Below are 14212 nucleotides of genomic sequence, written 5' to 3'. Positions count from 1 at the left end.
TCCGCTGGCCGCGATGTGGGCGGACCTCGAACCGGTGGGCCGCGACCGGCGGACCGGCGGCTACCGCCGGTTCGCCTGGACCGCCGAGGACGCCGAGCTGCGCGCGTGGTTCACCGACCAGGCCCGGCGGCGCGGCCTGGACGTCACCGGGGACCGGGCCGGCAACCTGTGGGCCTGGTGGGGTGACCCGGACGCCGCGGCGGACGCCGGCCGGCCCGGCGTCGTCCTCGGCTCGCACCTGGACTCGGTACCCGACGGCGGCGCGTTCGACGGCCCGCTCGGCGTCCTCAGCGCGTTCGCCGCGCTCGACCGGCTGCGCTCGGACGGCTGGACGCCGGATCGCCCGGTCGCGGTCGCGTGCTTCGCCGACGAGGAGGGCGCCCGGTTCGGCGTCGCCTGCGCCGGGTCCCGGGTGCTCACCGGGGCGCTGCACCCCGACCGGGCCCGGGGGCTCACCGACGCCGACGGCACGACCTGGGCGCAGGCCGCCGCCGCGCACGGCGTGGACGTCGCCGCCCTCGGCCGCGACGAGCAGGCCCTGCGGCGGGTCGGGGTGTTCGTCGAGCTGCACGTCGAGCAGGGCCGCCACCTCGCCGACCTGGACGACGCCCCGGTCGGGGTGGCCGGCGCGATCTGGCCGCACGGGCGGTGGCGGTTCGACCTGCCCGGCCGCGCCGACCACGCCGGCACCACCCGGCTCGCCGACCGGGACGACCCGATGCTGCGGCTTGCCGCCGCCGTCACCACGGCCCGGGCCGCCGCCGAGCGGCACGCGGCCCTGGCCACCGTCGCCCGGGTGCGGGTGGAGCCCAACGGGGTGAACGCGATCCCGTCGGCGGTCACCGCCTGGCTGGACGCCCGCGGCCCGGACGCCGACGCCGTCCGCCGGGTCGTCGCGGACGTCGCGAGCGCGGCCGGGGCCGGCCCGGTCGAGGAGTCCTGGACGCCGCCGACCACGTTCCCCGTCCGGCTGCGCGACGAGCTGGCCGCCGTCGTCGGCCGGACCCACGGGGACGGCCGGCCGGCCCCGGTGCTGGCCACCGGCGCCGGGCACGACGCCGGGATCCTCGCCGCCGCCGGGGTGCCCGCCGCGATGCTGTTCGTCCGCAACCCCACCGGCGTGTCCCACTCACCCGCGGAGCACGCCGAGCCGCAGGACTGCGGGGCGGGGGTGCAGGCCCTCGCCGCCGTCCTGTGCCACCTGGCCGGGGACAGCCACCTGGCCGGGGACAGCCACCTGGTCGGGGACAGCCACGCCGCCGGGCAGCGCGGCCGACCGGACGACGGTGGTGCCCGGTGACGGCGTTCTGGTGCGAGCGCGCCTGGCTCACCGACGGCGTCCGGGACGCCGTCCGGGTGCAGACGGACGCCGGCCGGGTCACGGCCGTCACCACCGGGGCACCCGCCCGCCCCGGCGACGTCCGGCTGACCGGGCTCGTCCTGCCCGGCCTGGCCAACGCGCACAGCCACGCGTTCCACCGGGCCCTGCGCGGACGCACCCACGACGGCGGCGGCACGTTCTGGAGGTGGCGGGAGCGGATGTACGCGGTCGCCCGCCGGCTCGACCCGGACTCCTACCTCGCTCTCGCCCGCGCCGTCTACGCCGAGATGTCCCTGGCCGGGGTCACCGCGGTCGGGGAGTTCCACTACCTGCACCACCCCGGCGGCGGCCGCCGCTACGCCGACCCGAACGCGATGGGGGAGGCGCTGCGCCAGGCCGCCCGTGACGCCGGCGTCCGGCTCACCCTGCTCGACACCGTCTACCTCGCCGGCGGGCTGGGCGACGACGGGTACCTCCCCCTCGACGAGGTGCAGCAGCGGTTCTCCGACGGTGACGTCGACGCGTGGGCGGCCCGGGTCGCCGACCTGCCCGGCGACGAGGACACCGTCGTGGGGGCCGCCGTGCACTCGGTGCGCGCCGTCCCCGCCGACCGCCTCGCCGCCGTCGCCGAGGCGGCCGCCGGCCGCCCGCTGCACGTGCACCTGTCCGAGCAGCCGGCCGAGAACGACGCCTGCCGCGCCGCGCACGGCCGCACCCCGACCGCTCTGCTCGCCGACCACGGCGTCCTGGGGCCGCGGACCACGGCCGTGCACGCCACCCACCTGAGCGTCGCCGACGTCGCGGCCCTGGGGGCCAGCGGCACGGCCGTGTGCGTGTGCCCGAGCACGGAGGCCGACCTCGCCGACGGGATCGGCCCGGCCCGCCGGCTCGCCGACGCGGGGTCCCCGCTGTGCCTGGGCAGCGACCAGCACGTGCTCGTCGACCTGCTCGCCGAGGCCCGGCTGCTCGAGGCCCACGAGCGACTGGCCGCCGGTCAGCGCGGCCGGTTCACCCCCGGCGAGCTGGTCGCCGCGCTCACCGCCGACGGGCACGCGGCCCTGGGCCGTCCGGACGCGGGCCGGATCGCCGCCGGTGCGCCCGCCGACCTCGTCGCCGTCCGGCTGGACACCGTCCGCACCGCCGGCGCCGACCCGGAGCAGGCCGTGCTCGTGGCCGGCGCCCCCGACGTCGACACCGTCGTCGTCGGCGGGCAGGTCGTCGTCGAGGGCGGCCGGCACCGGCTCGGGGACGTGGCCGCGCTGCTCGCCGGCGCCGTCGCACCGCTGTGGGAGGACCGGTGAGCACGCTGGTCACCGGTGTCGCCGAGCTGGTCACCCAGCACGCCTCGCTCGGCACCCTCACCGACGCCGCCCTCGTCGTCGACGCCGGGCGGGTCGCGTGGGTGGGTCCGGCGTCCCGTGCCCCGGACGCCGACGAGCGGGTGGACGTCGGCGGCCGGGCCGTCGTCCCCGGGTTCGTCGACTCCCACACCCACCTGGTGTTCGCCGGGGACCGCTCGGCCGAGTTCGCCGCCCGGATGCGCGGTGAGCGGTACGACGGCGGCGGCATCGCCTCCACCGTGGCCGCCACCCGGGCGGCCGGCGAGGAGGAGCTGCGCGGCCGGCTGCTGGGCCTGGTCGCCGAGATGCGCCGGCAGGGCACGACGACCGTCGAGGTCAAGAGCGGCTACGGGCTGACGACCGCCGACGAGGTCCGGGCGCTGCGGCTCGCCCGGGAGGTGACGCCGGAGACGACGTTCCTGGGCGCCCACGTCGTCCCGCCGGAGCTGGCCGGCCGGCGCGAGGAGTACCTCGCCCTCGTCACCGGCGACATGCTCGCCGCCTGCGCGCCGCACGCCCGGTGGGTGGACGTGTTCTGCGAGCCGTCGTCCGCGCACGCCTTCGACGCCGAGGAGTCCCGGGCCGTGCTGCAGGCGGGCCGGGCCGCCGGGCTCGGGCTGCGGGTGCACGCCAACCAGCTCGGCCACGGCCCGGGGGTGCGGCTCGCGGTCGAGCTGGGCGCCGCCAGCGCCGACCACTGCACGTACCTGTCCGCCGCCGACGTCGACGCCCTGGCCGGGTCGGCCACGGTCGCGACCCTGCTGCCCGGGGTGGAGTTCTCCACCCGCTCGCCGTACCCGGACGCCCGCCGGCTGCTGGACGCCGGGGTGGTCGTCGCGCTCGCGACCGACTGCAACCCGGGCACGTCGTTCACCTCCTCGATGCCGCTGTGCATCGCGCTCGCCGTCCGGGAGATGGGGATGACGCCGAGCGAGGCGCTGTGGGCGGCCACCGCAGGCGGGGCCCGGGCCCTGCGCCGGGACGACGTCGGGCACCTCGGCGTCGGCGCCCGGGCCGACCTCGTCGTCCTGGACGCGCCGAGCCACGTGCACCTCGCCTACCGCCCCGGCGTCCCGCTGGCCACCCCCCTGCTCGGGCCGTGACGGCGCTGCGGCGGCTGGCCGTGGGAGGATGCCGAGGTGCTGCGTGCCCTGCGTCGACCGCGCCCCGGGGAGCCGTCGCTGCTGGTCCGGGCGCTCGCCGTGCTCGTCGTCGTCGGGATGGTGCTGGCCGCGGCGCCGGTGCTCGTCCCGGTGCTGCGCTGGGTGGTGTCCCTGTTCTGAGTCTCTCCCCGGATTCTGAGTCTCGTCGGGACGCCCAGGGTCAGCCGACCTCCTCCAGCCCCTTCGGCAGGTGCCCGGTGGACTTGCGGTAGTAGTCGGCCGCCTTGCGGGTGGCGAGCATCCGGGCCAGGCCGACCAGGGCCCCTGACGCGGCCGCCCAGGCCACCGCCTCCTGCCACGACGTCGTCGGGGACTCGGGGTTGTTCGGCGGCTGGTGGCCGGTGCCCTTCACCCAGGCGGTCGAGAGCACCTTGCGGGCTGCGACGCCGGCGAGGACCGCGGACAGCAGACCCATGAGCTTCCACATCATGGGGCCACGGTGCCGCAGGCCTGCCCGGCCGGCAACCGGCGGTGTAGCGTGGACGGCGTACGACAGGGGAGCGCCGAGAGGCGCTGAGAGTGCGGACCCTCCGCAGACCCTTCGAACCTGAGCCGGTTAGCACCGGTGGAGGGAGTCGGGCATCTCGAGCAACCCCGCCGTCGCGGGCTCCTGCCCGCCGCCGGCGGGCGCGTTCCCCCTCCTGTGACCCACGGGAGGACACTCGATGAGCACCACGCACGAGCGGCGCCGCGACGCGCGGGCGCCGCAGGACGGCCCCAGCGGGCTGCGGCCCGCGACCGTCGTCGCCGTCCTCGCCGGCGCCCTGCTGTGCGCCGTCATCTGGGCCGTCGGCCTGCCGGAGGACCGGGCCCTGTTCGGCACCCCGCTGTCCGACCTGACCGTCCCGGCGGCCCTGCTCGCCGTCCTCGTCGGCGCCTGGCTGGCGGGCTGGACCTCCGCTCCCCGGCCGCGGTGGCGGGTGGTCGACATCGTCGTCGCCAGCGTCCTGGGCGTGGCCGGCGGGTTCCTGTTCGTCGCGTGGAACGCCGGCTGGGAGCCGATCTCCCGGGCGCTGGCGTTCTTCCCGCCGGCGTCCGGTCTGCTCGTCGGTGTCTGGCTGCTGCCCGCGGTCCTCGGCGCCCTCGTCGTCCGCCGCCCCGGTGCCGCGGTCTACACCGAGCTCGTCGCGGCGACGGTCAGCGCGCTCGTCGGCAACCAGTGGGGCTTCGCGACCGTCTGGTACGGCCTGCTCGAGGGCCTCGGCCCGGAGGTCGTGTTCGCGCTGCTGCTCTACCGCCGGTGGGGGTTGCCGACCGCGCTGCTGGCCGGCGCCGCCGCCGGCGTCGTCGTCGGCCTGCTCGACTCCTTCGTCTACTACCCGGAGTTCAGCGCCGCCTACAAGCTGGTCTACACCGGGTTGACGACGGTGTCCGGCGTGGTCATCGCCGGGCTGGGTGGGTGGCTGCTCACCCGTGCGCTGGCCGCCACCGGGGCGCTCGCGCCGCTGGCGTCGGGCCGGGACGCCGAGCGCGTCTGATGCCCTCGATCCGCGCCCGTGGCTGGGGGTGGCGGCACCCCGGCCGCCGCGCCTGGGCGCTGCGCGGCGTCGACCTGGACGTCGCGGACGGCGAGCGGGTGCTCCTGCTGGGCCCCAGCGGGGCCGGCAAGTCCACCCTGCTCGCCGGCATCGCCGGCCTGCTCGACGCCGGACCCGACACCGGCGGGGACGCCGAGGGCGAGCTGCTCGTCGACGGCGTCCCGGCCGGGCAGGCGCGGGTCCGCGCGGTCGAGGCCGGCCGCGGACTGGCACCGACGGGGCTGCTGCTGCAGGACCCGCAGGCGCAGACGGTGCTGGCCCGCTGCGGCGACGACGTCGCCTTCGGCCTGGAGAACCACGGCGTCCCGCGCGAGGAGATCTGGCCGCGGGTTCGCCGCGCCCTGGACGACGTGGGGCTCGGTGTCGCCCTCGACCGGCCCACGGCCCGGCTGTCCGGGGGGCAGCGGCAGCGTCTCGCGCTCGCCGGGGTGCTGGCGCTGCGACCCGGCGTGCTGCTGCTCGACGAGCCGACCGCGATGCTCGACCCGGACGGCGCCGCAGGTCTGCGCCGGGTGGTCGCCGACCAGCTCGCCGCCACCGGCGCCACCGCCGTGGTCGTCGAGCACCGGGTGCAGGAGTGGCTCGACGTCGTCGACCGTGTCGTCGTGCTCGAACCGGGAGGCGGCGTCGTGGCCGACGGTCCCGCCGCGCGGGTCCTCGCCGAGCACGGCGAGCGTCTCGCCGCCGCCGGCGTCTGGGTGCCCGGCCGACACCCGCTGCGGCTGGGTCCTGCCGGTCCTGCCGGTCCTGCCGGTCCAGCCGGGCCGGCCGGTTCACCCCAGGCGGCGGGTCCGCCCGCGGCCTCGGGTGCGGCGTCCGGGCCGGTGCTGCTGCGCGCGGAGGGCCTCGCCGTGCACCGGCGCGGCCTGCCCGAGCCGGTGCTCACCGACGTCGACCTGACCTTGCGGGCCGGCCGGGGCGCCGCCCTCGTCGGGCCGAACGGCTCCGGCAAGTCGACCCTCGCGCTGGCCCTCGGTGGCTTGGTGCGCCCCGGCGCCGGCCGGGTGCGGGCTGAGCCGCCCCTGGCCGACGGGGCCGCGGACGAGCCGTACCGGTGGCGACCGCGCGAGCTCGTCGCCCGGATCGGGTCGGTGTTCCAGGACCCTCGCCACCAGCTCGTCGCGGCCACCGTCACCGAGGAGCTCGCGGTCGGACCGCGACGGCTCCGGCTGCCCGAGGACGTCGTCCGGGCCCGGGTGGACGAGCTGCTCGAGCGGCTGCGGCTGACCCACCTGGCGCGCGCCAACCCGTTCACGCTGTCCGGCGGGGAGCAGCGGCGGCTGTCCGTGGCCACCGCGCTGGCCACCCGCCCGCGGCTGCTCGTCCTCGACGAGCCGACGTTCGGGCAGGACGCCCGCACCTGGGCGGAGCTCGTCGGCCTGCTCGGCGACCTGCTCGCCGCTGGGACCGGCCTGGTCACCGCGACCCACGACGAGGAGCTCGTCGCCGCGCTGGCCGGCGACGTCTGGCGGGTGGGCGCAGGCGTCGTCCGCTCGCAGGTCCCCGCCGCGACGGCGGCGGCCCGGTGAGCGCCGTCGACCTCGGTGCCGGCGCGGCCGCCGCCGACCGGACCGCGCCGGTGGCTCGCGCCAACCCCGTCGCCAAGCTGGCCGTCGCCACCGTGCTGTCGTTCGGCCTGCTGCTCACCGTCGACGTCGTCACCGCCGGGACGGCGCTGCTGCTCGAGGTGCTCCTCCTCCCGCTGGCCGGGATGGGCCCGCTGGCCCTGGCCCGGCGCGGCTGGATCGTCCTGGTCGCCGCGGTGCCGGCCGCCGTCGTCACCGCCTGGTTCGGGGTCGACTCCGGCGCCGTGCTCCTGGGACTGGGACCGGTGACCGTCACCGAGGGGTCGCTCACGGCCGGTGCCGCGATCGGGCTGCGGATCCTGGCGATCGGTCTGCCGGGCGTCGTCCTGCTGGCGACCACGGACCCCACCGAGCTCGCCGACGCCCTCGGCCAGGTGCTCCGGCTGCCGCACCGCTTCGTCCTCGCCGCGCTGGCCGCGATGCGGCTGCTCGGCGTGCTCGCGGAGGAGTGGCAGCAGCTGTCCCTGGCCCGCCGTGCCCGCGGACTCGGCGACGACCGGCTGCTCGGCCGGCTGCGCACCGCGCTCGGCCAGGTCTTCGCCCTGCTCGTGCTGTCGATCCGCCGGGCCACGACGCTCGCCACCGCGATGGAGGCGCGCGGCTTCGGGGTCTCCACCCAGCGGACCTGGGCCCGGCCGAGCCGGCTGCGCGCCGGGGACCTCCTCGTCGTCCTCGGCGGCGTCCTCGTCGTCGCGGCCGCGACCGCCGCCGGAGTTCTCGCCGGGACCTGGGAGCTCGTCCTGGCCTGACGGCCCCGGCGCCAGGTCCGGGAATGCGACCGTCCACGCCGTAGTTGAGCCCAGCAGGCTCAGGTTTGGCCAGCCGGATTTGACACCGGATCGGCAGGGACCAGACTTGAGCGAGGACGACTCAAGGCAGCTCGACCGCCCCGGCCCGGGTCGGAGGGCGCCGCAGACGCGAAGGAGAGCACATCCATGGCACGAGCGGTCGGTATCGACCTCGGCACGACCAACTCCGTGGTCGCCGTCCTCGAGGGCGGCGAGCCCACCGTCATCGCGAACGCCGAGGGCGGCCGGACCACGCCGTCCGTCGTCGCGTTCGCCAAGTCCGGCGAGCCGCTCGTGGGCGAGATCGCCAAGCGGCAGGCCGTGACCAACGTCGAGCGGACCATCCGGTCGGTCAAGCGCCACATGGGTACCGACTGGACGGTCGAGATCGACGGCAAGAAGTACACCCCTCAGGAGATCTCGGCCCGGATCCTGCAGAAGCTCAAGCGGGACGCCGAGGCCTACCTCGGCGAACAGGTCACCGACGCGGTCATCACGGTGCCCGCGTACTTCAACGACGCCCAGCGGCAGGCGACCAAGGAGGCCGGGGACATCGCGGGCCTGAACGTCCTGCGGATCATCAACGAACCCACCGCCGCGGCGCTCGCCTACGGCCTCGACAAGGGCAAGGAGGACGAGCTCATCCTCGTCTTCGACCTCGGCGGCGGCACCTTCGACGTCTCGCTGCTCGAGGTGGGCAAGGACGCCGAGGACGGCTTCTCCACCATCCAGGTGCGGGCGACCAGCGGTGACAACCACCTCGGCGGCGACGACTGGGACCAGCGGATCGTGGACTGGCTGGTCGACCGGGTGAAGAACACCGCCGGCGTCGACCTGTCCAAGGACAAGATCGCCATGCAGCGTCTCCGGGAGGCAGCCGAGCAGGCCAAGAAGGAGCTGTCCTCGGCGACGAGCACGAGCATCAGCCTGCAGTACCTGTCGATGACCGAGAACGGTCCGGTGCACCTGGACGAGAAGCTCACCCGGGCGCAGTTCGAGCAGATGACCGCTGACCTGCTGGAGCGGACCAAGGAGCCGTTCCGCAACGTCATCAAGGACGCCGACATCACGGTCTCCGACATCGACCACGTCGTGCTCGTCGGTGGTTCCACCCGGATGCCCGCCGTCGCCGACGTCGTCCGCGAGCTGACCGGCGGCAAGGAGCCGAACAAGGGCGTCAACCCTGACGAGGTCGTCGCCGTCGGCGCCGCGCTCCAGGCCGGGGTGCTCAAGGGCGAGCGCAAGGACGTGCTGCTCATCGACGTCACGCCGCTGTCCCTCGGCATCGAGACCAAGGGCGGCATCATGACGAAGCTGATCGAGCGGAACACGGCCATCCCCACGAAGCGGTCCGAGGTCTTCACCACCGCCGAGGACAACCAGCCCAGCGTGCTCATCCAGGTGTTCCAGGGCGAGCGCGAGGTGGCGGCGCACAACAAGCCGCTGGGCACCTTCGAGCTGACCGGCATCGCGCCGGCGCCGCGGGGGGTGCCGCAGATCGAGGTCACCTTCGACATCGACGCCAACGGCATCGTCCACGTCTCGGCGAAGGACCGCGGCACCGGCAAGGAGCAGTCGATGACGATCTCCGGCGGCAGCGCGCTGCCCAAGGAGGAGATCGAGCGGATGATCCGGGACGCCGAGCAGCACGCCGAGGAGGACCGCCGGCGGCGCGAGGAGGCCGAGACCCGCAACGCCGCCGAGCAGCTGGTCTACTCGACCGAGAAGTTCCTCTCGGACAACGAGGACAAGCTGCCCGAGGACGGCCGCGCCGAGGTGCGCACCGCCATCGACGACCTGAAGAAGGCGGTCGAGGGCGAGGACATCGAGGCGGTCAAGTCCAAGCAGGAGGCGCTCGCTGCCGCCAGTCAGAAGCTGGGTTCCGCGATGTACGAGCAGTCGCAGACCGCCGACCAGGCGGGTGCCGGCGCGGCCGGCGCCGGTGCCGCCGGGGGAGCGGCCGCAGGGTCGCAGGGCGGCGGTGACGAGGACGTCGTGGACGCCGAGGTCATCGACGAGGACGAGAACAAGTGACGGACCAAGTACCCGACCCGACCCGACAGGTCGACGTCGAGGGCGCGGACGGCGAGACCCAGCAGGGTCCCGTCGTCCGCGACCGGCGGCGCCTCGACCCCGAGACCGGTCAGGTGCGTCAGCACCCGGACGACGCCGGCGCCGGTGCGCCGGACGCCGCCGCCGGGGGGACCGCCGGCGACGGGACGCAGGCCGGGCAGGCTGGGCAGGCTGAGCAGGGCGCGCAGGCTGAGCTCGTCGAGGAGCTGCGCGGCGACCTGCAGCGGCTGCAGGCGGAGTACGTCAACTACCGGCGCCGGGTGGACCGGGACCGGGACGTGGCCCGGGACGCCGGCGTGGCCGACGTCCTGGAGGCGCTGTTCCCGGTGCTGGACGACCTGTACTTCGCCCGTGAGCACGGCGAGCTGACCGACGGCCCGTTCGCCGCCATCGCGGACAAGCTGCACGCCGCCCTGGCCCGGTTCGGCCTCGAGCAGTACGGCTCCGTCGGCGAGCCGTTCGACCCGGCTGTGCACGAGGCGCTCATGCACAGCCACTCGGCGGAGGTCACCGAGACCACCGTCGTCCAGGTGCTGCAGCCCGGCTACCGGCAGGGTGCGCGGGTGCTGCGGCCGGCCCGCGTCGGGGTCGCCGACCCCGAGTGAGCCACCCGTGTGACGCAGGACGAGACAGAGCAGGACGAGACAGAGCAGGACGAGACAGAACGGAGAGGAGGGAGCGGCGATGACGGGCCAGGACTGGCTGGAGAAGGACTTCTACGCGACGCTCGGCGTCGCCAAGGACGCCTCTCCGGCCGACATCAAGAAGGCCTACCGCAAGCTCGCCCGCACCCTCCACCCCGACGCCAACCCCGGCGACCCGCAGGCCGAGCAGCGGTTCAAGGAGGTCGGCGAGGCCTACGCGGTGCTCTCCGACCCCGAGAAGCGCGAGCAGTACGACGCCGTCCGCGCGATGGCCGGCGGGGCCCGGTTCACCGCGGGCACCGGCGGCTCGGCCGGGGGCTTCGAGGACCTGTTCGGCGGCCTGTTCGGTCAGCACGCCGGCGGGGGCCAGCGAGTGCGGTTCACCACCAGCGCCCCAGGCGGGGGCGGGGTGCCGCCGAACCTCGAGGACCTGCTCGGCGGGGTGTTCGGCGGCGGTGGCGCCGGCTACGGCGGGTACCGCGCCCCACGGGGACCGCGGCGCGGCGCCGACGTCCAGGCCACGACGACCTTGCCGTTCACCGACGCGGTGCACGGGGCGACCGTGACCCTGCGCACCGCCGATGGCCGGACCGTCACCGCCCGCATCCCCTCCGGGGTGCGTGACGGGCAGCGGATCCGGTTGCGCGGCAAGGGTGAGCCGGGCGAGGCCGGAGCGCCCGCCGGAGACCTCGTCATCACCGTCGAGGTCGCCCCGCACCCGGTGTTCGAGCGCGACGGTGACGACCTGCGCGTCACCGTGCCGGTGTCCTTCCCGGAGGCCGCGCTCGGCGCGGAGATCCCGGTGCCGACCCTCGACGGCGGGACCGTGCGGGTCAAGGTCCCGGCCGGGACGCCGTCCGGGCGCACCCTGCGGGTCCGGGGCCGCGGCGTCCGGACCGCCAAGGGCACCGGCGACCTGCTCGTGACCGTCCAGGTGGCGGTGCCGCGCCGGCTGGACGGCGAGGCCCGCCGGGCAACCGAGGCGCTGCGCGACGCGCTGGCCGGTGAGGACCCGCGCGCTGACCTGATGGCTCGGGCGGCGCGGGCGGCGAGGGGGTGAGCCGTGCCGGGGCGGGAGCGCGCAGAACGCCGGCCGGACCGGTTCGACCCGGACGCGCCGGTGTTCGTCATCTCGGTGGCCGCCGAGCTCGCCGGCATGCACCCGCAGACCCTGCGCCAGTACGACCGGCTGGGACTGGTCCGGCCCCGGCGCACCGCGGGCCGGGGCCGGCGCTACTCGGCTCGTGACGTGGCGCTGCTGCGCGAGGTGCAGCGGCTGTCCCAGGAGGAGGGCGTCAACCTCGCCGGGATCAAGCGGATCCTGGAGCTCGAGCAGCAGGTCGGCGCGCTGTCCCGTCGGGTCGCCGAGCTGAGCGAGGAGCTGGACGGCGCGCTGGCCGAGCTGCAGCGCAGCCGCCGGGTGTTCGCCGCCGGGCCGGCCGGTGAGGTGGTCGCGGTGCCACGCGGTCGCCGCCCGGAGCGGTCCGTGCTGCGGACCGAGTCGGCCCTCGTCCTGTGGCGCCCCCGGCCCTGACTCGCCTCGACGACGACCGGGGTCGGTACCCCGAACCACGGCGACGCCATGACACCGGCCGTTGCCGCCAGGCGGTCAGGCGCGACCGTGGGTACGGCGGCTGCGCCGCGACAGCGAGTCGATGGTGACGGCGAGGAGGAGGACCGCGCCCGTCACCATGTACCGCACGGAGGAGTCGAGGTTGAGCAGCGTGAGGCCGCTCGCGATCGACTGGATGACGAGGATGCCGAGCAGGGCGGAGTACGCGCTGCCGCGGCCACCGAACAGGCTGGTGCCACCGATGACTGCCGCGGCGATGGCGTTGAGGTTCGTGTCCGCGCCGCCGGAGCTCTGGTTCGCGGCGGCAACGCGGCTCGCGGCAAGCACCCCGCCGAGGGCGGCCAGCGTGGAGGCGAGGGCGAACACGCTCACGTAGATGCGGTTCACGGCGATACCCGCGCGGCGCGCGGCCTCCACGCTCCCGCCGACAGCGAAGACCGCGCGTCCCCACCGGGTACGACGCAGGGCCAGGTCCATCACGACGACGAGCAGCGCGAACAGCAGGAACATCGCCGAGACACCGCGGTCCAGGCCGAGGTACCAGACGGTGAGCAGCAGGACGGCGGCCAGCAGCCCCGAGCGGAGCGCGACGTCCAGCACCGGCGGGGCGGACAGGCCGGCGGCGGCGCGGCGGCGTCCGTGGGCGAGCCGCGCCACGGCATACGCCGCGGGCACCGCGACGGCCAGCGCGTAGGCGAGCGGCGCCGGCAGGAAGGCCTGCTGCGCGAACTGGACGACCGCGGAGTCGAACGGCAGGTTGATCGAGCCGGTGTCGCCGAGCACGTAGAGCTGCAGGCCGAGGAAGCCCAGCAGCCCGGCCAGCGTGATGACGAAGCTCGGTACGCCGAACCGCACGTACAGCGCTCCGTAGAGCAGGCCGACGAGGGTGCCGGTCCCGATGGCGAGCAGGAGCGCCACCGCCAGGGGCAGCGAGTTCTGCACGAACGTCACGGCCAGCACCGCGGAGGCGAGGCCGCTGACCGAACCGACCGACAGGTCGATCTCGGCGAGCAGCAGCACGAGCACGATGCCGAGCGCGATCGTGCCGATCGCGGCTGACTGGAGGGTGAGGTTCACCAGGTTCCGGCTGGACAGGAACACCGGGTTGAGGGCGTAGAACACGGCCCAGATGACGGCGAGCCCGACCACGACGGGCAGGGCGCCGAGGTCACCGGAGCGCACCCGGAGGACGAAGGGGGTGACGTAGCCACGAAGGCCGTGCTCTCGGACGGGCCGGTCGTCGGCGAGGTCGGCGGGTACCGGCGGGGCGCTGGACGAGGTCACGACGTGCCCTCCTCGGGCGAGGCTTCTCCGGGTGTGCCGAGCGCGTTGCGCGCCGCGCGCTCGGTGACGGCATTGTTCGAGGCGCCGGTGATGGCAGCGACGATCTGCTCGTGAGACGTCGTGCTGACGTCGAACTCGCCGTTGTTGCGACCGAGCCGCAGGACGACGACGCGGTCGGCCACCGCCATGACGTCGGCCATGTTGTGGCTGATGAGGATGACCGCGTGGCCCTGGTCGCGCAGCGTCTCCACGAGGTTGAGCACCTCGGCGGTCTGCGCGACGCCGAGCGCCGCCGTGGGCTCGTCGAGCATCACCACCTTCGGTGACCCGAGCAGCGAGCGGGCGATCGCCACCGTCTGGCGCTGGCCGCCGGACAGGCTCGCCACCGGGATGCGGACCGACGGGATCTTTGCGGACAGTCGACGCAGCAGCTCCCAGGAGCGGCGCTCCATCTCGATCTCGTCGAGCACGCCGTGGGCGGTGATCTCGTTGCCGAGGAACAGGTTCGCGACCACGTCGAGGTTGTCGCACAGCGCGAGGTCCTGGAAGACGGTGGCGATGCCGGTGCGTTGCGCGGCGGCCGGGCCGTCGATGGTGACCTCGCGCCCTTCGAACCGGATCGTGCCGGAGTCGGGTGGGTGCACACCGGCGATCACCTTGACCAGGGTGGACTTGCCGGCCCCGTTGTCCCCGACCAGGGCGACGACCTCGCCGGCTCGAGCATCGAGGTGGACGTCGGTCAGGGCGTGCACCGCGCCGAACCTCTTGGAGACGCCCGTCAGGGACAGGACTGGCTCACGTCGGCCGGCCGTCCCGGCCGCCGGCGCGTGGGTTGCGGTGGTCATACGTGCTCTCCCGGCTCCCTCGGGTCGCTCCGCTACCGATCGTGCACCCGGGGACGC

At 75.5% G+C, this 14212-nt stretch carries 14 protein-coding genes and 1 riboswitch; of the genes, 11 read left to right on the top strand and 3 right to left on the bottom strand.

Annotated features, from left to right (window positions below; all coding sequences use genetic code 11):
* The first annotated feature begins 13 nt into the window (after positions 1–13).
* From HJG43_13555 to HJG43_13540, 4 genes are read left to right on the top strand one after another with little or no spacing between them, the layout of a single operon-like run.
* Positions 14–1300, top strand: a complete 1287-nt coding sequence (locus HJG43_13555) for an allantoate amidohydrolase (GenBank protein ID UER55981.1) — start codon at positions 14–16, stop codon at positions 1298–1300.
* Positions 1297–2622 (top strand): formimidoylglutamate deiminase, encoded by a 1326-nt coding sequence (locus HJG43_13550; GenBank protein UER55393.1) that lies wholly within the window; start codon positions 1297–1299, stop codon positions 2620–2622. Before HJG43_13555 ends, HJG43_13550 begins: the two co-directional genes overlap by 4 nt.
* A complete protein-coding gene (locus HJG43_13545) occupies positions 2619–3764 on the top strand; it encodes an imidazolonepropionase (GenBank protein ID UER55392.1) in 1146 nt (381 codons plus the stop codon). Before HJG43_13550 ends, HJG43_13545 begins: the two co-directional genes overlap by 4 nt.
* Positions 3765–3800: 36 nt before the next feature.
* Positions 3801–3944 (top strand): hypothetical protein, encoded by a 144-nt coding sequence (locus HJG43_13540; protein ID UER55391.1) that lies wholly within the window; start codon positions 3801–3803, stop codon positions 3942–3944.
* Positions 3945–3984: 40 nt separating this feature from the next.
* Here HJG43_13540 and HJG43_13535 read toward each other — a convergent pair whose 3' ends face one another.
* Complete coding sequence (locus tag HJG43_13535; protein UER55390.1) at positions 3985–4254, bottom strand: DUF4235 domain-containing protein; 270 nt, start codon at positions 4252–4254, stop codon at positions 3985–3987.
* A 54-nt stretch (positions 4255–4308) separates the two neighbouring features.
* A riboswitch (TPP riboswitch) is annotated at positions 4309–4415 on the top strand.
* A 290-nt stretch (positions 4416–4705) separates the two neighbouring features.
* Here HJG43_13535 and HJG43_13530 point away from each other — a divergent pair.
* From HJG43_13530 to HJG43_13500, 7 genes are all read left to right on the top strand, one after another.
* Positions 4706–5302 (top strand): hypothetical protein, encoded by a 597-nt coding sequence (locus HJG43_13530; protein ID UER55980.1) that lies wholly within the window; start codon positions 4706–4708, stop codon positions 5300–5302.
* Positions 5302–6891, top strand: coding sequence for an ABC transporter ATP-binding protein (locus HJG43_13525; protein ID UER55389.1), 1590 nt, complete (start codon positions 5302–5304; stop codon positions 6889–6891). The genes HJG43_13530 and HJG43_13525 overlap by 1 nt, the downstream gene beginning before the upstream one ends.
* Positions 6888–7697 (top strand): energy-coupling factor transporter transmembrane protein EcfT, encoded by an 810-nt coding sequence (locus tag HJG43_13520; protein UER55388.1) that lies wholly within the window; start codon positions 6888–6890, stop codon positions 7695–7697. The genes HJG43_13525 and HJG43_13520 overlap by 4 nt, the downstream gene beginning before the upstream one ends.
* A gap of 186 nt (positions 7698–7883) precedes the next feature.
* Positions 7884–9770: a molecular chaperone DnaK gene (gene dnaK / locus HJG43_13515; GenBank protein UER55387.1), complete on the top strand. Its 1887-nt coding sequence runs from the start codon at positions 7884–7886 to the stop codon at positions 9768–9770.
* Positions 9767–10414, top strand: coding sequence for a nucleotide exchange factor GrpE (grpE, locus tag HJG43_13510; protein UER55386.1), 648 nt, complete (start codon positions 9767–9769; stop codon positions 10412–10414). Before dnaK ends, grpE begins: the two co-directional genes overlap by 4 nt.
* 79 nt (positions 10415–10493) lie before the next feature.
* Complete coding sequence (locus HJG43_13505) at positions 10494–11513, top strand: DnaJ domain-containing protein (GenBank protein UER55385.1); 1020 nt, start codon at positions 10494–10496, stop codon at positions 11511–11513.
* A gap of 96 nt (positions 11514–11609) precedes the next feature.
* Positions 11610–11987 (top strand): MerR family transcriptional regulator, encoded by a 378-nt coding sequence (locus tag HJG43_13500; protein UER55979.1) that lies wholly within the window; start codon positions 11610–11612, stop codon positions 11985–11987.
* Positions 11988–12062: 75 nt separating this feature from the next.
* Here HJG43_13500 and HJG43_13495 read toward each other — a convergent pair whose 3' ends face one another.
* Positions 12063–13310: a sugar ABC transporter permease gene (locus HJG43_13495; GenBank protein ID UER55384.1), complete on the bottom strand. Its 1248-nt coding sequence runs from the start codon at positions 13308–13310 to the stop codon at positions 12063–12065.
* The gene (locus tag HJG43_13490; GenBank protein ID UER55383.1) at positions 13307–14155 is read right to left on the bottom strand and encodes a sugar ABC transporter ATP-binding protein; all 849 of its coding nucleotides are present in this window, start codon (positions 14153–14155) and stop codon (positions 13307–13309) included. Before HJG43_13490 ends, HJG43_13495 begins: the two co-directional genes overlap by 4 nt.
* Between the last annotated feature and the right edge of the window lie 57 nt (positions 14156–14212).

The sequence above is a fragment of the Kineosporiaceae bacterium SCSIO 59966 genome (assembly GCA_020881835.1).
Classification (GTDB): Bacteria; Actinomycetota; Actinomycetes; order Actinomycetales; family SCSIO-59966; genus SCSIO-59966.
Note: the sequence above shows the minus strand (reverse complement) of the source record. Positions and strands in the feature narration are given on the sequence as shown.